Source organism: Geobacillus sp. ZGt-1 (assembly GCF_001026865.1).
Classification (GTDB): domain Bacteria; phylum Bacillota; class Bacilli; order Bacillales; family Anoxybacillaceae; genus Geobacillus; species Geobacillus thermoleovorans.
Genome location: NZ_LDPD01000013.1, coordinates 90,898 through 111,567 on the forward strand (window position 1 = coordinate 90,898; position 20,670 = coordinate 111,567).

Annotated in this window: 21 protein-coding genes; 20 read left to right on the forward strand and 1 reads right to left on the reverse strand. The window is 54.5% G+C overall.

All coding sequences use genetic code 11. The annotated features are described in order from the left end of the window. On the reverse strand, positions 1-532 hold a 532-nt coding region (locus VU18_RS19270), incomplete at its 3' end, for a nucleotidyltransferase family protein (protein WP_047757789.1). A 309-nt stretch (positions 533-841) separates the two neighbouring features. On the opposite strand from VU18_RS19270, the gene VU18_RS04705 reads away from it, so the two are divergent. From VU18_RS04705 to VU18_RS04800, 20 genes are all read left to right on the forward strand, one after another. Next, a complete protein-coding gene (locus tag VU18_RS04705; protein ID WP_011230604.1) occupies positions 842-1,381 on the forward strand; it encodes a DUF177 domain-containing protein in 540 nt (179 codons plus the stop codon). A gap of 145 nt (positions 1,382-1,526) precedes the next feature. After that, positions 1,527-1,700 (forward strand): 50S ribosomal protein L32, encoded by a 174-nt coding sequence (gene rpmF, locus VU18_RS04710; RefSeq protein WP_011230605.1) that lies wholly within the window; start codon positions 1,527-1,529, stop codon positions 1,698-1,700. 166 nt (positions 1,701-1,866) lie between these two features. Beyond that, entirely contained in the window at positions 1,867-2,622 is a 756-nt protein-coding gene (locus tag VU18_RS04715; protein WP_011230606.1) for an enoyl-CoA hydratase/isomerase family protein, read from the forward strand. Positions 2,623-2,691: 69 nt separating this feature from the next. After that, entirely contained in the window at positions 2,692-3,270 is a 579-nt protein-coding gene (locus tag VU18_RS04720; RefSeq protein WP_011230607.1) for an RsfA family transcriptional regulator, read from the forward strand. A 69-nt stretch (positions 3,271-3,339) separates the two neighbouring features. Beyond that, positions 3,340-4,260 (forward strand): 2-dehydropantoate 2-reductase, encoded by a 921-nt coding sequence (locus VU18_RS04725; RefSeq protein ID WP_014195370.1) that lies wholly within the window; start codon positions 3,340-3,342, stop codon positions 4,258-4,260. Then, on the forward strand, positions 4,253-4,639 hold the full coding sequence (locus tag VU18_RS04730; RefSeq protein WP_011230609.1) for a DUF3397 domain-containing protein: 387 nt from the start codon (positions 4,253-4,255) through the stop codon (positions 4,637-4,639). The genes VU18_RS04725 and VU18_RS04730 overlap by 8 nt, the downstream gene beginning before the upstream one ends. 82 nt (positions 4,640-4,721) lie before the next feature. Further along, positions 4,722-6,350, forward strand: coding sequence for a bacillithiol biosynthesis cysteine-adding enzyme BshC (bshC, locus tag VU18_RS04735; protein ID WP_011230610.1), 1,629 nt, complete (start codon positions 4,722-4,724; stop codon positions 6,348-6,350). A gap of 278 nt (positions 6,351-6,628) precedes the next feature. Further along, complete coding sequence (gene rsmH / locus VU18_RS04740) at positions 6,629-7,561, forward strand: 16S rRNA (cytosine(1402)-N(4))-methyltransferase RsmH (RefSeq protein ID WP_011230611.1); 933 nt, start codon at positions 6,629-6,631, stop codon at positions 7,559-7,561. 95 nt (positions 7,562-7,656) lie between these two features. Then, the gene (ftsL, locus tag VU18_RS04745; protein WP_011230612.1) at positions 7,657-8,013 is read left to right on the forward strand and encodes a cell division protein FtsL; all 357 of its coding nucleotides are present in this window, start codon (positions 7,657-7,659) and stop codon (positions 8,011-8,013) included. 6 nt (positions 8,014-8,019) lie between these two features. Then, positions 8,020-10,230, forward strand: a complete 2,211-nt coding sequence (locus tag VU18_RS04750; RefSeq protein WP_011230613.1) for a penicillin-binding protein — start codon at positions 8,020-8,022, stop codon at positions 10,228-10,230. A 71-nt stretch (positions 10,231-10,301) separates the two neighbouring features. Beyond that, positions 10,302-12,236: a stage V sporulation protein D gene (locus VU18_RS04755; protein ID WP_011230614.1), complete on the forward strand. Its 1,935-nt coding sequence runs from the start codon at positions 10,302-10,304 to the stop codon at positions 12,234-12,236. Positions 12,237-12,349: 113 nt separating this feature from the next. Beyond that, complete coding sequence (locus tag VU18_RS04760; RefSeq protein ID WP_047757728.1) at positions 12,350-13,819, forward strand: UDP-N-acetylmuramoyl-L-alanyl-D-glutamate--2,6-diaminopimelate ligase; 1,470 nt, start codon at positions 12,350-12,352, stop codon at positions 13,817-13,819. Then, positions 13,816-14,277, forward strand: a complete 462-nt coding sequence (locus tag VU18_RS04765; RefSeq protein ID WP_011230616.1) for a hypothetical protein — start codon at positions 13,816-13,818, stop codon at positions 14,275-14,277. The genes VU18_RS04760 and VU18_RS04765 overlap by 4 nt, the downstream gene beginning before the upstream one ends. After that, positions 14,256-15,230, forward strand: a complete 975-nt coding sequence (gene mraY / locus VU18_RS04770; RefSeq protein ID WP_011230617.1) for a phospho-N-acetylmuramoyl-pentapeptide-transferase — start codon at positions 14,256-14,258, stop codon at positions 15,228-15,230. The genes VU18_RS04765 and mraY overlap by 22 nt, the downstream gene beginning before the upstream one ends. Beyond that, positions 15,231-16,586 (forward strand): UDP-N-acetylmuramoyl-L-alanine--D-glutamate ligase, encoded by a 1,356-nt coding sequence (murD, locus tag VU18_RS04775; RefSeq protein WP_013145847.1) that lies wholly within the window; start codon positions 15,231-15,233, stop codon positions 16,584-16,586. A gap of 53 nt (positions 16,587-16,639) precedes the next feature. After that, positions 16,640-17,740, forward strand: coding sequence for a stage V sporulation protein E (gene spoVE / locus VU18_RS04780; protein WP_011230619.1), 1,101 nt, complete (start codon positions 16,640-16,642; stop codon positions 17,738-17,740). A 212-nt stretch (positions 17,741-17,952) separates the two neighbouring features. Beyond that, on the forward strand, positions 17,953-18,738 hold the full coding sequence (gene divIB, locus VU18_RS04785) for a cell division protein DivIB (protein WP_011230620.1): 786 nt from the start codon (positions 17,953-17,955) through the stop codon (positions 18,736-18,738). Beyond that, entirely contained in the window at positions 18,719-19,423 is a 705-nt protein-coding gene (locus VU18_RS04790) for a DUF881 domain-containing protein (RefSeq protein ID WP_011230621.1), read from the forward strand. The genes divIB and VU18_RS04790 overlap by 20 nt, the downstream gene beginning before the upstream one ends. Before the next feature lie 28 nt (positions 19,424-19,451). Then, a complete protein-coding gene (locus VU18_RS04795; RefSeq protein ID WP_011230622.1) occupies positions 19,452-20,168 on the forward strand; it encodes a DUF881 domain-containing protein in 717 nt (238 codons plus the stop codon). 1 nt (position 20,169) lies between these two features. Then, positions 20,170-20,532, forward strand: coding sequence for a small basic family protein (locus tag VU18_RS04800; protein ID WP_011230623.1), 363 nt, complete (start codon positions 20,170-20,172; stop codon positions 20,530-20,532). The last annotated feature ends 138 nt before the right edge of the window (positions 20,533-20,670 follow it).

Consider the following 20,670-nt stretch of genomic DNA (forward strand, 5'->3'; position numbering starts at 1 on the left):
TCGCCAGCTTGTTTTGCCAAATGGCTTTCACATACGCAAAACCAAGCACGTTGTTTGGCTTGGACAAATCAAGCGGAGCGGCGCCGAACTTTTGCCACGCTTCAGCGGCGGCTTTCGGAAAGCTTTGTCCGCGCGCCAGCCCGGTGCGGATGAGGGAATCGAACGTTTCCTTCTGTTCAAGCCATGTTTTGGCCGCGGATAAAAAAGCGGAAATTTCCCCCGATTCGCTGCCAAAGCAAAGCTCTTGGCAGCCGATCGCCGCAAGCAGCTGCACCGCCCCATGTGCGAACTGTTCAGCCGCTTGCACAGCGAAGGCGTACGGCAGCTCGATGACCACATCTACGCCGGCGGCGAGCGCCATTTTTGCCCGCGCCCATTTGGAGACGATGGCCGGCTCACCGCGCTGCAAGAAGTTTCCGCTCATGACGGCGATCAAACAGTCCGCATCTGTCTTTTGTCTCGTTTCGTTCAAATGGTGGAAATGACCGTTGTGAAACGGGTTGTATTCCACGATCACGCCGACGGCTTTCACCTTTTTTCGCTCCTTTCATGGCGATTCGCGCGGCTTGGCCGCAACGAAATGGCTGTCTATTCTATCTGAACTTAGTATGGAATAGAAAGCGGCGAAGATCAACGGCAACATGCGGTGAGGACAGCAAAAGAAACGAAGCGGTCGACCGTTTTCCGATGTCCGCGCGCCGACCGTGCATGTTCAAAATGGCATTTGGAAATGATGGGAGTATGCCGTTCTTTTCCCAAGGAATGAGTGGTTGTAAAGAAAAAACATTGACAAAACTAGAAACGAAACGTATAATTTTATTCGTTGCCTTGAGGTGATGATATGAAATGGACGGTCCAACAGCTTCGCCGTTTTCAACATAAGGAAATGGCGATTGATGAGACGGTCGATGTGTCCGATTTAAAACAAATTGACACGTTGATCCGCGATATTTCGCCGGTGCACGTCCGAGGAAAAGCGGATGTCGGGTCGACAAAATTCACGTTTCATTTGACGTTGTCCGGAACGATGGTGTTGCCTTGTTCGCGGACGCTTGTCGATGTGACGTATCCGTTTTCCATTCAGACGACGGAGACGTTTTTTGCGGATGGCAGCGGCATCGTGAAGACCGATGAGGACACCCATATGGTGGCGGGGGACACGATTGATTTGAATCCCATCATCCGCGAGTTGATTTTGCTTGAAATCCCGTTGCAGCTTATCGCCGAAGGACCGGTTGCCGGCGGAGCGCCGCAACATGGGGAAGGATGGGACGTTCTGTCGGAAGAAGAATGGGAGAAAGCGATGCAAGAGCGGGAAAAGAAAGTAGATCCTCGCCTTGCAGGGCTGGCCAAGTTTTTCGAGGAAAAACGAGAGGAATGATCGTGAGTCGGCGTTGCCGGCCGATGGCGCCGAATATTGCGCACCGTCCGGCAGCCGCCTTGTGTGCCGGCGGACGGCGGCCTCGAGGTTGACTGATCCGCCGGCATGGATATGCCAAAATGCGCCCGACAAGGAGGTGGGAATGATGGCAGTACCTTTTAGAAGAACATCGAAAACGAGAAAACGGCTGCGCCGCACGCACTTTAAACTGCAAGTGCCAGGCATGGTGCAATGCCCGAACTGCGGCGAATGGAAATTGGCGCACCGCGTCTGCAAAGCATGCGGAACATACAAAGGAAGAGATGTCGTCAACAAATAATGGCCGACATCGAACGACAGGCTGTCCGAAAAGAGGACAGCCTTTTTGATTGTCTGCAAAAAATCAACGCTGTTCGTCTAGGCGGCAGTTTTTTTCGTCGTGAGGCAGGAAATTGAAGAGAACGCGCCCAATTCATTGATGTGATGAAGAAAGGAGAGACGTGCTGATGGAAGCAATGTTGGAGCATCATGACGGCATTGCACTGTTTACGATTTGCCGTCCAGAGAAACGGAATGCGATCAATTTTGCCGTGATGGGGGCGCTTGAGGAGGCGATGGAACAGGCGGCGGCTGATCCACAGGTGAAAGTGTTCGCCATTACCGGCGCCGGCAGCGAGGCGTTTTGCTCCGGCGGCGATTTGAGCGAGTTTGGGCATTTGCGCGGCACGGAGGCAAGACAGATGCTCATGCGCATGGGAGAGCTGCTGTACAGGCTGCTGACGTTTCCGAAGCCGACGGCCGCCCTTGTCAACGGAACAGCGATGGGGGGCGGCTGCGAGCTGGCGACCGCTTGCGATTTTCGCTTTGCCAAAGAAGGAAGCCGGATCGGATTTGTGCAAGGCCGGCTTGGCATTACAACCGGCTGGGGAGGAGCGTCGATGCTGTTTGCCAAACTTCCGTACGGGCGGGCGCTTGACTTATTGCTGCGCGCCGAGCCGATGACGGCGGAGGCGATGGAAGCGTGCGGTTGGGTTGACGCCATCCTGCCAGCCGAACATTGGCGCGAACAATGGCGTGAACGGCTGGCGCCTTATGCGGAGCGGTCGCTTTCCGTCTTGCAGGCATATAAGGCCGCAGCCGGCGAAAAATGGCGAACAGCTTGGTTTCGAGAGCGGTTTTTCGCCGAGATCGCCCGTTGCGCCGAGCTGTGGGGGTCGGCTGAACATGAACAGGCATTGCGTCCTTTTTTGTGTAAGAAGTAATTTTTTCCTTCTACCGTTTCTACTAGCCGCATACATATAATGACAAAGCGGCGATAAGGGGGGAAGGGGATGACGGGAGTACGTCAAGATGCATGGACGAAAGAAGAGGATGAGTTGTTGGCGAATGTTGTGCTTCAGTATATTCGCGAAGGCGGCACCCAGCTGGAGGCGTTTGCCGAAGTCGGGCGGCGCTTGTCGCGGACGGCGGCAGCGTGCGGATTTCGCTGGAATTCGTGCGTTCGCAAGCAGTACAAGGAGGAGATCGAGCAAGCCAAGCAAGAACGGAAGATGCGAAAAAAAGAAACCCCATCAACAAAGGAAAGCGAGGGGCAGGAGAAGGTGGAAGCGGCAGTCAAAAGCCATTTGTCATGGGCGGAAGTGCTGGCCTTTTTGCAAGCTGAGGAGCAAAAGGCGCGCGACGCTCGACGGACGGCCGATGAAAACCGGGCGCTCAAAAACGATATGGAGCAGCTGCAGCAAATGGTAACGAAGTTGCAAATGGAAAAAGAATCGCTGCAAAAACAACTAGCTGCGATCCAGGAGGAGTATAAAACGCTGCTTTCCATTATGGAGCGGGCGCGCAAAATGGTGACAGACAGCGGGAAACCGGCGCCGAATGCAGTGGCTGAAGGCGTCGACGAAGGGTAAAGGCTGGCTTTTCGCCGGCTTTTTTTCTTAACGGAAGAAGAAGATCTCTGCTAAAATAAGGCTAACGCCATGTTGCAAGAAAGCGGGGGAGAAGGATTGAACATTGGGATTGTCGGCGGCGGAGCAGTCGGATTGCTGCTCGCCGCTTATCTTGGGCGGCGCCATGGGGTGACGGTCTATACGAGGCGTCCGTCCCAAGCAAGGCAGCTTGCCGAGCATGGTGTGGCGCTAAAAAAAGATGGCGAGACATCGGTCGTGGCGGTGCGCGCGCAGCCGTTTGCTGGAGCGGAGCTGGACGAGCCGCTCGTGTTTGTGACCGTCAAACAGTACGATCTCGCTTCCGTCTGTGCGCAAATCGACGCGTTTCGCCGCGTTCGCACGCTCGTTTTTTTGCAAAACGGCATGGGACATCTCGAGCAGTTGACGATGTTTGCCGACAAAAATGTCCTCGTCGGCGTCGTGGAGCATGGCGCAATGAAGCTAGATGACCGGACGGTGGCGCATACGGGCGCCGGAAAGCTGACACTTGCTTCCCGCTACGGTTCACTTGGCGACGCCCGGGAGCTTCGGGAAGGGGAGCGCGGCTTTCCGATCGAATGGGCCGATGATTGGGAGCGCATTCTTGTGGACAAGCTTGTCGTCAACGCCGTCATCAATCCGCTCACCGCTCTATTGCAAGTGAAAAACGGGGCGCTGCTAGAAACGGCTCCGTACCGCGATATGATGAGGCAGCTGTTTGATGAGGTGCGGAACGTGCTGCCTCTTGAAGACGCCAATCGGGCGTGGGAGCGCGTCGTCCGCATATGCCAAAAAACAGCGGACAACTATTCGTCGATGTATATGGACTTGGCGAACGGGCGCCGGACGGAGATTGACGCCATTTTGGGCTATGTGTTGAAACAAGGGGAGGCGCGCGGCGCTATGCTGCCGGTCGTCCGCTTTGTCTTTTGCGCGGTGAAAGGGAAGGAAGGGAGAGAGACGGATGGGTGATTGGCTCGCTTCAACGCTGGCGACGTTTGTGACCGCGCCGCTTCTGCTGTTTTTGCTCGTCTACTTCGGAGCACGCTTGGTCGGCAGGCGGAGGCGGGCAGCGTTTTACGCCGCGGTCAACGCTGCGACTGTTTTTTTCATCGCCGCTGTCTATTTTTTGCTGACAGTGCTGTTTGGGAAATCGTACTTCGTTCCTCTTCTTCTCTTTTTGTTTGGTCTGCACGCGGCGATCGCGCTTGGCTATTGGCGGAAAAAGGCGGACTTTCGGTTGCGGACGGTGTTCCGCGTCTTTTGGCGGGCGAGTTTTCTCATTTTTGCCTCCCTTTACGCCGGGCTGCTTGTATACGGAATGGCCATTCGCGTTGCGATGAGCCTTTAGTGTGGCCGAGCAAGCCTTTTTTCTCTTGGCAATAAACGTGCTATACTCATGAAAGAATACATAAGAAAGGGAGTTTTTAGCCATGGAAGTTCGCGAAATTCCGTTGCCAGCAGCGACGAAATTGGCGGCTGATTACATAACCGGCGCGTTTCCAGCAGAGAGCGGCTTCGCTTATGCCCAGGCGGACGATGAAGCGTTTTGTCGGCGGTTGGCCTATTTGCAAGGAAGAACCTATGACCGAGAAGGGCTTGCCGACTATTTGCGTGCTTATCACCGGCGCTTCTCGGCGAGTGTGGCTACGATGGCAAACATTGAGAAACTGCGCAATGAGCGAAGCGTCGTCATTGTCGGCGGGCAGCAAGCCGGGCTGTTGACTGGGCCGCTGTATACGATTTATAAGATCATCACCATCATCCAGCTTGCCAAAGAGCAGGAACGAAAATTGGGCGTGCCGGTCGTGCCGCTGTTTTGGATCGCCGGCGAAGATCATGACATCGCGGAAATCGATCATGTCTATGTCGTTGAGGAAGGAGAAGTAAAAAAAGCAGCGTACCCACACAAAACGAACGAAAAACGGATGGCCGCCGATGTGCTGCTGGACCGGATGGCTGCGAAAGAGTGGATCGAGCGCGTCGTCAAAACATATGGGGAAACGGACGTGACGAATGAGCTGCTCTTCTTTTTGTCATCGTGTCTTGATGAGGCGCGCACGTTTGTCGACTTTTTTGCCGCCATTGTGCTCCGGTTGTTCGCTGATCACGGTTTAGTTGTTTTGAACGCTGGCGATGCGGCGGTGCGGCCGCTTGAGCGCCGCTTTTTCGCTGCGCTCATTGAACGCCATCGCGATGTGACGGCCGCGGTGCTCGCTCAGCAAGAGGCGTTGCGCACGCTCGGATATGCGCCGCTGATTGAAATCGGTCGTGACGCGGCCAACTTGTTTTATTACGACGGCCGTGAACGTTCGCTTTTGCAGTATGATGAGGAACGCGGCCTGTTTCACAATAAAGCGGGAACTCTCGTTTGGACAAGAGAAGAGCTGCTTGAGCTTGCCGAAACGAATCCGGCCCGTTTAAGCAACAATGTCGTCACCCGTCCGCTCATGCAAGAGCATTTGCTGCCGACGCTCGCTTTCGTTGCCGGACCGGGGGAGATCGCTTATTGGGCGGAATTGAAAGAGGCGTTCCCGCTTTTCGACCTAGAAATGCCTCCAGTCGTGCCGCGTCTGCAGGCGACGATTGTCAGCCGTTCGCTGCAAACCGACCTGTCCGATATCGGTCTTGAGGTGGCTGATGTATTGACTGGGCGGCTCGATGAAGCAAAGCGGGAGTGGCGGGAGGCGACCGCTCAAGCGCCGCTTGCTTCGGCGTTTGCCAAAGCGAAGGCGGACATTGACGCGGCGCACCGGCCGCTTCGTGAGCTTGGGGTGGCGATTGACCGCGGATTGGAGGGATTGGTGGCGAAAAATGCCGCCATCCTTCAGGCGCAAATCGAGTTTCTTCAGCACGCGCTCGAGCGGGCGCTGTTGCGCAAACATGAGACGGAGTGGCGGAAATTTTGGCGCATCGAGACGTCGCTTCGGCCGAACGGCGCGCTCCAGGAGCGGGTTTGGAACGTGTTTTATTACATCAACCGCTACGGATTTGATTTTGTAGAAAAACTTTTGGCCATTCGCAGTCCTGGCAATGGAATGCATAAAATTGTATATATGTGAGGCTTTTTCAAAGAAAAAGTCGAAAAGAAACATCCTGCTTTGAGCAGGATTTTCTTTTTTGTGAAATGAATTGTAAAAAAACAACATTCATTAAATGGAAATAAAAGTAAAGGGGTGAAGCCGCCAGGATGGCTGTGATTGGCCCGTCCGACAAAAAGAAACAAAAAAGGACGTTTTTTTACAAAAAAAGCTAAAATTTTGTCCATCTTTGCGATATAATAAGGAGGCGGCCACTGGCCGATGTGAGTGTGGCTTTACGCAACGAAGGTGGTGGACATGTGTTTCAACATACAACAGTGTTGCTGAAAGAGGCAGTCGATGGGCTGAACATCCGCCCTGACGGCATTTACGTCGATTGTACGCTGGGCAGCGGCGGCCATAGCGAATATTTGCTCTCCCGTTTGTCGGAACATGGGAAGCTGTTTGCCTTTGACCAAGACGAAGCCGCCATCATGCATGCGCGCGAACGGCTCGCCCGCTACGGCCGGCAAGTGCAGTTTGTGCACCGGAACTTCCGGTTTTTGCAAGAGGAGCTTTCGGCGCTTGGCGTCAAGTCCGTCGACGGCGTCTTGTTTGATTTGGGTGTTTCTTCACCGCAGCTTGACGAACCCGAGCGCGGCTTCAGTTATCAGCACGATGCGCCGCTTGATATGCGGATGAACCGCAAGCAGCGGCTGACGGCGGCGGAGATTGTCAACTGCTGGCCATACGAGGAGCTCGTCCGCATCTTTTTCCGTTACGGCGAAGAGAGGTTTTCGAAGCAAGTGGCGCGCAAAATCGAGGAAGTGCGCCGCACGAGGCCGATTAAAACGACGGGGGAGCTCGTTGATGTGATCAAGGCGGCGATTCCCGCCCCGGCTCGCCGCAGCGGCGGACACCCGGCCAAACGCATTTTTCAGGCGCTCCGCATCGCGGTCAACGACGAACTTGAGGCGTTTCGCGAGGCGCTCGAGCAGGCGATCGAACTGCTTGCACCCGGTGGACGGGTGAGCGTCATTACGTTTCATTCGCTTGAAGATCGCATTTGCAAAGAAACGTTTAAAAAGGCGAGCGAAAGTCCGCCATTGCCTCCGGGGCTTCCGGTTCTCCCCGACGACTACCGCCCCGTGCTGAAAATCATTACAAAAAAACCGATCGTTCCTTCCGAGGAAGAGCTCGAACGAAACCACCGCGCCCGTTCGGCCAAACTCCGCATTGCCGAAAAGCTGTAGATGACGAAAATAGCGGGGAAACACAACCAATTTCNATGCGGGCGCCGCCCATTGCGGCGAAAAACGAATGCATGGAGAAACAGGAGGGGAAAAATGTGAACGATGCAGCAGTCAAAGTCGCGCGTGAACAACGACATCCGGCGGCACCGCCAAGCCCGAAGACGCGGCGGAAGCAGCGCTTTCGCCTGTCGCTGGCTGAAAAGATGCTATTTGTGTTGTTTTTCTTGTTTGTCTTCTATGCGGCGGTTCATATCGTCTCGAACCAAGTGCGCATTTACGAATTGAACAAAGGGGTGCAAAAGCTCGAGGCGTCGATTGACGAGCAGAAAAAGGAGAACAATGACCTATATGTCGAGGTGCAACGGCTGAGCGCGTACGAACGCATTTTGCAAAAGGCAAAAGAGCTCGGTTTGTCGCTCAACGAAAACCATGTGAAAGTTGTGCAGGAATGATCGGTGATGGAGGCAAGAAAGCATCGCAACACCCATCAGGGAGCGTTCATCCTGTTTTGCCTGTTCGGCTTTCTCTTTTCTCTGTTGTTCGCCCGCTTTGTGCAGCTTGAATGGACCGGCAAAGCGGACGGCCAAACGCTGGCTGTGATCGCGGAGCGGCAGCATCAACAAACGCGGACGATCAAGGCGAAGCGCGGAACGATTTTCGACCGCAACGGCGCCATTTTGGCTGAAGATGTACCGTCGTATACGGTTGTGGCCATTTTGGATCCGAAGATGACAACCGATCCAGATCATCCGCACCATGTGGTCGATCCGAAAAAAACAGCGGAACAACTCGCCCCGTTGCTTGGCATGGACGTCGAGGCGATGGAACGCATTTTGACCAAAAAAGCGAAGCAAGTCGAGTTTGGGGCCTACGGCCGCAACATCAGTTTTGAGCTGAAGCGAAAAATCGAAGCGCTCCATTTGCCAGGCATCGCTTTCATCCGCGACACGAGCCGGTTTTATCCGAACGGCATGTTTGCGTCGCACGTCATCGGCTATGCGCAAAAAAATGCAGCCAACGAAACGGTCGGCAAAATGGGAGTGGAAAAAGAGCTTGACCGGTATTTGCGTGAAGAAGACGGCTATGTGTCGTTTGCCGGCGACATAAACGGCTTCCGCCTCCCCGGGGGGAAAGAGCGCATTGTCAAGCCGGACAATGGGGCAAACGTCTATTTGACGATTGACGGAAAGATTCAATCGTTTTTGGAAGATGCGATGAACAGCGTCGAGAAGCAATACAAGCCGAAAAAAATGATCGCCATCGTCGCTGATCCAAAAACAGGGAAAATTTTGGCGATGGCGACGCGTCCGAGCTTTGACCCAAACAAGCGTGATATTACGAACTTTTTAAATGACGCCATTTCCTATCCGTATGAGCCGGGATCGACGATGAAAGTGTTCACGCTCGCGGCGGCCATCAACGAAGGAGTGTATAACGGCAACGAAACGTATCGCTCCGGTTCCTACAAAGTGGGGCCGAACACGATCCGCGACCATAACGATGTCGGCTGGGGGACGATCACGTTTAATGAAGGGGTGCAGCGCTCTTCAAACGTCGCCTTTTCGATTTTAGTGAAAGAAAAGCTTGGTGAAGATCGGTTTTTGCAATATTTGCACCGTTTCCATTTTGACCGGAAAACGGGCATCGATTTGCCGAACGAAGCGGTCGGACAAATCCGCTATCGCTACCCGATTGAACGAATTACGACCGGATTCGGCCAAGGGACATCGGTGACGCCAATCCAGCAAATCCAAGCGGCGACGGCGATCGCCAACGATGGGAAAATGATGAAGCCGTATGTCATCGAGAAAGTCGTCGACCCAGACAGCGGCAAAGTCGTGCTCGATCATGGGCCGACCGTGGTCGGCGAGCCGATTACGGCGGAAACCGCGCGCAAAGTGCGCGCCATTTTAGAGACGGTCGTCACGTCCGAGCACGGCACCGGCCGTCCGTACCAAATCAACGGCTACCGCGTCGCCGGCAAAACGGGGACGGCGCAAATTCCGTCGGCTTCCGGGGGCTATTTGACCGGACGGGAAAACTACATTTTTTCGTTTTTAGGCATGGCGCCGACGGATGATCCGAAGCTTCTCATGTATGTCGCGGTCCAACAGCCGCACCTCGATGTGACCGAAACCGGAGCGGCGCCGGTGTCGCAAATTTTTACGACGGTGATGAAAAGCAGTTTGCAATATTTGCATATTGAACCGAACGGGGAAAAACGAATGAAAGCAAAGACTGCCCAACCGCAGGCGCTTGATTCATGGATCGGCCAGCCGGCGGCTTCGGCAGCAGAGCAGCTGAAGGAAAAGGGATATGTGCCGGTCGTGATCGGCCGCGGCAAATATGTTGAGCAGCAGCTTCCGCAAGGCGGCGATCACGTTCTTTTGGGCGAACGGGTCGTGTTGAAAACGGACGGGGCGGCAACGATGCCGGATTTGCGCGGCTTCTCGCTGCGCGACGCTATGAAAGTGGCTCATATACTCGGCTTGCGGCCGAGCACGAAAGGGACCGGCTATGTCGTCAGCCAAAACATTCGTCCGGGAGCGGAGGTGCGCAAAGGCGATTATTTAATTGTTGAATTGGCTCCGCCGCGCCAATGGGAGAAAGAGGCGGCGGAGAAGGAGAAAGAGGCGGCTTTACGGAAAGAAGCCGAGCCGCATGAATGATTTTTGCCGTTCTATAACGGGGCGTACAAGCATATAGTGGAACGAGCCCACCATGAAGGAGGTTCCGCCATATGCGCGTATCGTACGTTACCGTGCGCAAGCGGTTGACGATCGTGTTTTTGATCGGGATTTTGATCTTTGCCATTATCGATCTCCGTCTCGGCTACGTCCAATTTTGGCTCGGCGATCTATTAGCGGAACGGGCGAAAGGGCTATGGGGCCGGAACATTCCGTTTGAGCCGAAGCGAGGCGAAATTTTGGACCGCAACGGCGTCCCGCTGGCGACGAACATGAGCGCGCCGACGGTGTATGTCATTCCGCGGCAAGTCAAAAACCCGGCAGAGGCGGCGAAAAAGCTGGCCGGGGTGCTGGGTGGTTCGATCGAATCCATCTATAAACAAATCACGCAAAAAACGTCGATCGTCCGCCTGAAAGAAGGGCGGAAAATTTCCGATGAAAAAGCGGCGAATGTGCGCTCCCTCGACTTGGATGGGGTGTATATCGCGGAAGATACGAAGCGCTACTATCCGTTTGGCAGCTATTTGTCGCACGTGCTCGGCTTCACCGGCATTGACAACCAAGGGCTCACCGGGTTGGAGCTGTATTATGACAAGGAACTGAGGGGCGAGCGCGGCTCCGTGCAGTTTTATTCCGATGCGAAAGGGCGGCGCATGCCCGATATCGCTGATGACTATACGCCGCCGACTGACGGCTTGAATTTGGTGTTGACGATCGATTCGCGCATTCAGACGATCATTGAGCGCGAACTTGACATCGCGGAGGCGAAATACAATCCGGACGGCATCATCGCGATCGCCATGGACCCGAACACCGGTGAAATTTTGGCGATGGCGAGCCGGCCGACGTTCAATCCAGCGGATTACCGGAGCGTTCCTCCGGAAATTTACAACCGCAACTTGCCGATTTGGAGCACGTACGAACCGGGATCGACGTTTAAAATCATTACGCTGGCCGCAGCGCTTGAGGAACATAAGGTGAATTTGCTGAAAGACCATTTCTTTGACCCGGGCTACGCCAAAGTAGCCGGCGCTACGCTTCGCTGCTGGAAAAAAGGCGGCCACGGAGATCAGACGTTTTTGGAAGTCGTGCAAAACTCGTGCAACCCGGGGTTTGTCGAGCTTGGCGAGCGGCTTGGAAAGGAGACGTTGTTTCGTTACATTAAGCAATTCGGTTTTGGTGAGAAAACGGGCATCGACTTGCAAGGCGAAGGAACAGGCATTTTGTTTGATTTGAAACGGGTCGGGCCGGTGGAACTGGCAACGACGGCGTTTGGCCAAGGAGTGTCGGTGACGCCGATCCAGCAAGTCGCTGCCGTGTCGGCGGCAATCAATGGCGGCATTTTGTACACTCCGTACATTGCCAAGCAGTGGGTCGACCCGGAAACAGGAGAGATCGTCCGCCGCAACACGCCAAAAGCGAAACGGCGCGTCATTTCCGAGGAAACATCGAAACAAGTCCGTTACGCACTTGAGAGCGTCGTCGCTCAAGGAACAGGGAAAAAGGCGTATGTCGAAGGGTACCGCGTCGGCGGCAAAACGGGAACGGCGCAAAAGGCGCAAGGCGGCCGCTATTTGCAAAACAACCATATCGTTTCGTTCATCGGCTTCGCTCCGGCGGATGACCCGAAGCTTGTCGTGTACGTCGCCGTCGACAACCCGAAAGGAACGGTTCAGTTCGGCGGCACGGTCGCTGCCCCGATTGTAGGAAAAATTATGGAAGATAGTTTGCGCACGTTGGGCGTGAAGCCCCGCAAAGACCAGCTCGAGAAGGAGCGCGACTGGAACGAGCCGAAAGTCATTGAAGTGCCAAACTTGATCGGAATGACAAAAAATGATTTGCAAGAGCAGCTTTTTGACTTAAAATTAGATGTTAGTGGCGAGGGAGATGTCGTTGTTGAACAATCCCCGAAGCCAGGGGCGAAAGTGAAAGAAGGTTCAACGGTCCGCATTTATTTGGCGAAACGCGAAGCGGTAGAAGAACGGTAAGACGAACGCGCAAGGGGCGACCGATGCGATGACACATCGGGTTGGTTGTGCCCCTTTTTCCGCTGTCTGCCTAACGGAGCGGACGATTTCGAAGCGAAAGGGATGAACGAAATATGAAACTGCTGACGCTGCTGTCACACTTGCCCGGTTTTTGGGTGCACCATGGAGGCAATCCCGATATCGTGGCGCTCGAAATGGACTCGCGCCGCGTTGCCCCCGGTTCTCTCTTTTTTTGCCTTAAAGGGTTTACAGTAGACGGACACGACTTTGCCGAGGAAGCGGTGGCGCGCGGAGCGGCGGCGATCGTGGCCGAGCGGCCGCTTTCCGTTGATGTTCCCGTCGTTCTTGTGTCGGACAGCCGGCGGACGATGGCGATTTTAGCGGACGCGTTTTACGGGCGGCCGACCCACCGCCTACATTTAATCGGAGTGACAGGCACAAACGGCAAGACGACGACAACGTCGATCATCGAACAAATCGCGAGAAAAGCCGGCAAGAAAACAGGGCTCATTGGCACGGTTCACATCAAGGTCGGCGACCGCTCCTATCCGGCGGCCAATACGACGCCGGAGTCGCTCATTTTGCAGCGCATGTTTAAACAGATGGTCGATGAAGGAGTGGAGTTTGTCGCCATGGAAGTGTCGTCGCACGCGCTGCACCAAGGGCGGGTGCATGGCTGCGATTACGATGTGGCCGTCTTTACGAACTTAACGCAAGACCATTTGGATTATCACGGGACAATGGAAGAATATCGGAACGCCAAAGGGCTTTTGTTTGCCCAGCTCGGCAACCGCTACGACGAACGGCGGCCGAAATTTGCCGTTCTCAATCATGACGATCCGGTTTCGCAGTATTATAAACATATGACGGCCGCGCCGATCGTCACATACGGGATGAGGGAAAAAAGCGATGTGATGGCGGAACAGATCCGCATGACCGCAGGCGGCATGGCGTTTCGGCTTTGCACGCCGCACGGATCGGCGGCGGTCGAAACGAAACTTGTCGGCTCGTTCAATGTCTATAACATTCTCGCCGCTGCCGCTGCCTGCCTTGCCTCTGGCTTTTCGCTTGAAACGATCGCCGCGGCGCTTGCGGATGTCGAGCCGGTGCCGGGGCGGTTTGAAACGGTTGATGAAGGGCAAAACTTTACGATCATCGTCGATTACGCCCACACGCCGGACAGTTTAGAAAATGCCTTAAAAACGGTGCGCCAATTGGCGAAGCGAAACGTGTATGTCGTCATCGGCTGCGGCGGCGACCGCGACCCGTCGAAACGGCCGCTCATGGCGCAGGTGGCGGTGCGGTATGCGGATGTCGCTATTTTTACCTCCGACAATCCGCGTTCGGAAGACCCGAAGCAAATTTTGCGCGACATGGAAGCGGGAGTAAGCGCTGAGATCGGAAAGCATGTGACGATTCCTGACCGTGAAGAGGCGATCCGCTACGCCATTGGCCAGGCGCAGGAAGGCGATGTTGTGTTGATTGCCGGCAAAGGGCATGAAACGTATCAAATCATTGGCAACGATGTGATTGAGTTTGACGATCGCGCTGTTGCCCGAGCGGCAGTGAAGGAGAGAGGATGACCATGATCGCATACAGGACGGTGCAATCGATGGCGGTGGAGGCGCGCGGCATTGTTGATGAAACGATCCGCTTTCACGCCGTGTTCGTCAACCCAGCCAAACAAGTGAAAAAAGGGTTGTTCGTTCCGCTCGAAAACGGGGCGGAAACATTGAAAACGGCGATTGAACACGGAGCGATCGCTTCATTTTGGCGTCTGGGAGAGCCGTTGCCGCGCTACATTCCAAATCAATTTCCGATCTTTTTCGTTCCGTCGCCGCTCGAGGCGGCAGCGGCATTGTTCGAGCGATACTTGGAGCAAGACCGTGCAGAGGGTGTGCAGTTTTTCTTCGCTCTTCCTGAAGACAGCCCCCTTGCTGGCGAGGCTGTGCGCCGCCGACTGGCGGAATTGGAGAAGCGATGGCTGGACGCTCGGCCGTTTAAAGGATGTGACGATGCATGCCAGAACAAGCGATCGTGATTGCCATGGCGGTTTCCTTTCTCATCACTGTCGTTTTGTCGCCGCTGTTCATCCCGTTTTTGCGGCGGTTGAAATTCGGACAAAGCATCCGCGAGGAAGGGCCGAAGTCGCATCAAAAAAAATCAGGCACGCCGACGATGGGCGGCATCATGATTTTGTTGGCGATTGTGGCGACGACCTTATGGATCACACCAAAAATCGCCGGCTTGTCGACGAGGACGTATTTGCTGTTGTTGGTCACCGTCGGCTATGGGGTGCTCGGCTTCCTCGACGATATGATCAAAGTCGTGATGAAGCGAAATCTTGGCTTGACGAGCCGGCAAAAATTTATCGGCCAGCTCCTTATCGCAGCCATCTTTTTTGCCGTCTACCGCCAAAGCGGCTTTTCGACGGTGTTACATATTCCCGGCGCCGATTGGTCGGTCGACCTCGGATGGGCGTACGGCGTGCTCTTGTTGTTCATGCTTGTCGGCGGTTCGAACGCTGTCAACTTGACCGACGGGCTTGACGGGCTGCTTGCCGGAACGGCGGCGATCGCCTTTGGCGCTTATGCCGTCTTGGCTTGGAATCAAGGCCAGTACGATGTCGCTGTATTTTGCGTCGCTGTTGTTGGCGCCGTGCTTGGCTTTTTAGTGTTTAACGCCCACCCAGCGAAAGTGTTTATGGGCGACACCGGCTCGCTCGCACTTGGCGGGGCGATCGCCGCTGTCGCTGTCCTGACGAAGCTTGAGCTGTTGCTTGTCATCATCGGCGGTGTGTTTGTCATCGAGACGCTGTCGGTCATCATTCAAGTGGCTTCGTTCAAAACGACGGGACGGCGCGTGTTCCGCATGAGTCCGCTTCATCATCATTATGAGCTTGTCGGCTGGTCAGAATGGCGGATCGTTGTGACGTTTTGGGCCGTCGGCCTTTTATTTGCGATGCTAGGAATTTATATCGAGGTGTGGATGTAATTGAAACCGACTCGTTTTTATCAACATCGTCGTGTGCTTGTCATTGGATTGGCGAAAAGCGGAGCGGCGGCAGCTCGGCTTCTTGCGGAGTTAGGCGCTAAGGTCGTCGTCAATGATCAAAAGCCGCTTTCGGAAAACATGGAGGCCAAGCAGCTTGAACCGCTGGGCATTCGCGTCGTTTGCGGCGGTCATCCGCTTGAACTGCTTGATGAGCCGTTTGACCTTGTCGTGAAAAACCCGGGCATTCCGTACACGAACCCGATGGTGAAAAAGGCGCTTGAGAAGGGGCTTCCGGTTGTGACCGAAGTGGAGCTTGCTTATCACATTTCCGAAGGGCCGTTTATCGGCATCACCGGGTCCAACGGAAAAACGACGACGACGACGCTCATTTACGAAATGTTAAAAGCGGACGGCCAAGATCCGCTGCTTGCCGGCAACATCGGCCTTGTCGCCTGCGAGGTGGCGAGGGAAGCGAAGCCGGGGCAATGGCTTGTCACGGAACTGTCTTCGTTCCAGCTTGCCGGCATTGACAAGTTTCGCCCAGCCATTGCGGTTTTGCTCAATATTTTCGACGCCCACTTGGACTACCACGGAACGAAAGAGGCGTATGCAGCGGCAAAGGCGAACATTTTCCGCAATCAAACGGAGCGCGATTATGCCGTCGTCAATGCCGACGATCCGCTCGTGATGAACATTGCCTCCTCGGTTCGATCGCAAAAAGTGCTGTTTTCGGCGACGAAGCTTCTTGGCGAAGGGGCGTACGTTCAAGATGGCGCCATCTATTGGAACGGTGATCCAGTTATCAGAATCGCTGACATCGTTCTTCCTGGACAGCACAATTTGGAAAACATTTTAGCGGCGGTGGCGGCCGCCAAGCTGGCCGGCGCCAGTGATGAGGCGATCCGCCAGGTGCTGGCGACGTTTTCCGGCGTGAAACATCGGCTTCAGTATGTGGCGGAAATTGACGGCCGGCGGTTTTACAACGACTCGAAAGCGACGAACATCTTAGCGACGCAAAAGGCGCTTTCAGCGTTTGCCGGCGAGCCGGTCATTTTGCTCGCTGGCGGGCTTGACCGCGGCAATGAGTTTGATGATCTTCTCCCGTATTTGCAACAGGTGAAGGCGGTCGTACTGTTCGGCCAGACGGCGGATAAAATCGGCCGCATCGCCCAAAAAGCGGGAATAGAAACGATCCGATATGTCGATAATGTGGAAAAAGCCGTCCCGGTTGCTTTCGAGCTTTCCGAGCCGGGCGACGTCATTTTGCTCTCTCCAGCATGCGCCAGCTGGGATCAATACAAAACTTTCGAGGAGAGAGGGGACATTTTTATCAATGCCGTGCATAAGTTGAAATAGAGGGAAAGGGACAGCCCTTCCCCTCTAGTTTACAAAAATAGAGGTGTTGGGCATTGCCGCGGAAAAAGTCTGCGCCGGATTTTTTGCTCATTCTTTTGACGTTTTCGCTCTTGGCCATCGGACTTATTATGGTGTACAGCGCGAGCGCCATTTGGGCGGAATACAAATTCAACGATTCGTTTTTCTTCGCCAAGCGCCAGCTATTGTTTGCGGGCGTCGGCATTATCGCTATGTTTTTTGTCATGAACATCGATTATTGGGTGTGGCGCGACTGGTCGAAAGTGCTGCTTGGCGTCTGTTTTGTGCTGCTCGTTCTTGTGCTCATTCCCGGCATCGGCATGGTTCGCAACGGGTCGCGCAGCTGGATCGGCGTCGGGGCGTTTTCGATCCAGCCGTCCGAGTTTATGAAGCTGGCTATGATCGCTTTTTTGGCCAAATATTTATCGGAAAACCAAAAAAAAATTACGTCATTTAAACAAGGACTGTTGCCGGCGCTTTTGCTTGTGTTTGCCGCGTTCGGCATGATTATGCTGCAGCCGGACTTAGGAACGGGCACCGTTATGGTTGGTACGTGCGTGACGATGATTTTCGTCGCCGGCGCCCGTCTCAGCCATTTTGCCGGGCTTGGCGTTTTGGGGCTCGCTGGGCTTGCCGCCCTCATCCTGTCGGCTCCATATCGAATCAAGCGGATTACATCGTTTTTAAACCCATGGGAAGATCCACTTGGAAGCGGATTTCAAATCATCCAGTCGCTGTACGCCATTGGGCCGGGCGGCTTGTTCGGCCTTGGGCTCGGGCAGAGCAGACAAAAGTTTTTTTATTTGCCGGAGCCGCAAACCGACTTTATTTTCGCCATTTTAGCTGAAGAGCTCGGCTTTATCGGTGGTTCACTCGTTCTCCTGCTCTTTGCTCTTCTTCTTTGGCGCGGTGTGCGCATTGCCCTTGGCGCCCCTGACTTGTACGGAAGTTTTTTGGCGCTTGGCATTATTTCGATGATCGCGATTCAAGTGATGATCAATATCGGCGTTGTGACGGGACTGATGCCCGTTACCGGCATCACGCTCCCGTTTTTAAGCTACGGCGGATCGTCGCTGACGTTGATGTTGATGGCCATCGGCGTGCTGCTTAATATCAGCAGGCATGCCCGGTATTAGGCAAGCGGCGGATGTCCGCCGTTTTTTTGGCGTCTCTCGAACGCAGCCCATCGTCGAACGGTGCCGGCAAATGCGATAAAAACAGGCTCTCTCTTGCATTCATTTGTGATATAATGAAAATAAGTGCAAAAACAAAGAAACGGCAGCGGATGCCGTTTGTTTTTATACCGGTCGTTTCAGCGCGGGCTTTGAAGAAGAAAGCGGGGAATGCGATGGAAAAGGGAAAAGTCGTCGTCTTGGAGGACCGCGTGCCGAAACTGAAGGAGCGGCGCCGCCAGAAAGCGAACCGCCGGCTCATTGCGTACTTATCTTTCTTTTTTCTATTTATTTTGTGCGTCCTTTACTTCCAGTCGCCGCTTGGCGCTGTCGGGCATGTGGAAGTGAGCGGCAACCGTCATCTCACAGCGGAGCGCATCATCAGCTTAAGCGGCATTACGAAGCGGACAAGCTTTTGGAAAGTGAATGAACAAAACGTGGAAAAAAAGCTCACTCGCCATCCAGAAATTAAGGAGGCCACAGTGGAAAAACAGCTGCCGAACACGATCGCCATCCACGTCCGCGAATGGCGGCGAATCGCTTATGTGTATGACCGGCAAACGTTTTTTCCATTGCTTGAAAACGGGCGGCTGTTAAAGCAAGAAGGGACGAAGACGGCGCCAAGCGATGCGCCGGTGCTTGTCGGCTGGAAAGACGGCGACGCCATTGCTGAAATGACGGGGCAGCTCGCCGAACTGCCCGCGGCCGTGCTGGGCGCCATGTCGGAAATTCACTACAAGCCGACGAGGGAATATGAAGACCGCGTCATCGTCTACATGAATGACGGTTATGAAGTAAGCGCGACAATCCGGCAATTTGCGGACAAGCTGTCGCATTATCCTGCGATTGCCGCCGCGCTTGACCGAAACGTCAAAGGAGTCATTCATTTGGAAGTCGGCAGCTATTTTGTTCCTTACTCCCCCCCGAAAAAGGAGGATGGCGATGAAACGACAAGCCCGTAGCCGCCTCCTGCTGACGTTGATCTGCTTGATCTTCGGCGCCATGCTCGGGTTCTCGTACCAACATGCGAAAAACGAAGCATCCCGCCGCGAATGGAGCGACAGCGAGTGGAAAAAAGAGTACGAATATCGCTCGGCGCTTCTTGCTTTGCAAAAAGAAAACCGGTCGCTCAAGCAGCAGCTTGTCAAAAAGCAGGAGGAGCTGGCTGCGTGGGAGAAGAAGCTGGCCGAGGAGCAGGAGAACGAGGCCGGATTGGCAAAAGAAGCGGAACAGCTGCGCATGCATGTCGGAAAAGCGAGGGTGAAAGGGAAAGGTGTAGCAGTCACCCTTTCCGATTCCTCTTATATCCCCTCTGAAGCGAGCGCTACCAATTATATCGTTCATGAACAGCACGTATGGAAAGTTGTTCACGAGTTGCTCATTTCCGGCGCCGAAGCGGTCGCTATTAATGGGCAGCGCATTTCCCACCGTTCATACATCGTCTGCAACGGCCCAGTCATTGAGGTCGATGGAACGCAGCATGCCGCTCCGTTTGTCATTTCGGCCATTGGCAATCCGGACGTGCTCATGTCCGCTCTAGAGCTTCCCGGCGGCATCGTCGACGAACTTGTCGAAGACCATATCGACGTAAAAGTGGAAAAGCAAGGAGCGATCGTGTTGGATCCGGTGTTTGCGCCCGAGCCGTAAAACGGGCGGAAAGGGGCGGTGAAGCGCATTGGAACGGAAAAATCGATTCTATTTTGCCGGCGTAGCTGCCATATTCGGTGTGATGCTGGCCGTCGGGCTTCGGACGACGCTGCATCCGGAAGGACGCGACACGCGCGACATTTGGGAGTTGCGCGCCGATTTGACAAAAGAGCAGAAGCTTGAACAACGGCTGCTTGAGGAGCTAGAGAGTTACGAGGAAACATTGCGCCGCTACCGGCGGGAACACGAGGCGGGCGGCGCGACAGAGCTTGAAGCGACAGTCGCGAAGCTGAGGGAAGAAGCCGGGCTGACAGAAGTGAGAGGAAGCGGTCTCGTGTTGACGATCGCGCCGCTTTCGGCGGCCGGCTACGTTGGTCCGGCCGTTGCCGCCGTATCGCCCGAGCTATTGCAACGGTTAGTGAATGAGTTGAACAAATACGGGGCGAAAGAAATCGCCATCGACGGTGAGCGACTGACGAACCGGACGGCCATTCGCGATGTCAATGGCGCAACGAAAGTCGGGAGCCGCTCAGTGAGGCTGCCAGTCGAAGTGAGAGCAATCGCCGATGATGCGGACAAGCTGTACAGCGGGCTCGCCGTTTCGCCGATCCGCGATGATTTCGCCGTGGAAAACTTGGAGCTGTCAATATCCAAGCCCCAGCCGCTCGTTGTCATTCCGCCCGCGGCTAGCCGCCCTGATGTGAAATACATGGAGACAGCGAACGGCGGCAAGGAGGAGAAATAGCATGTGGCTTCCGCTTCTCGGATTGCTTCTTGGGTTTGCCATCGGCGTTTTCGCCGGCTGGGAAGTTCCCGATGAATATTCCAATTATTTGTCGATTGCCATTTTGGCCGCCTTTGATACATTAATCGGAGGATGGCGCGCCCACCTGCAGCGGACGTACGACGAAACCGTATTTATAACCGGGTTTTTTTTCAACATTGTTCTGGCCGCAACTTTAACTTTTCTTGGGGTGCATCTTGGTGTAGACTTGTATTTAGCGGCTGTGTTCGCCTTCGGCGTCCGCTTGTTTCAAAACATTGCCATCATCCGCCGCCTTTGGCTTGCTGAGTGGGCCAAGCGGCGGTACAATCGCGAAAAAAGTTAGGCAAAAGACAGGGAAAGTGTTTTCGCGTGTTGAATTATATAGGGTAAAACAAAATATAGTGTTGTTGCGAAACTCGCAAACTAGACATAGACCAATAGACAAAGAGATGGGAAATTTCAGCCGAAAAAGGAGGTGTCG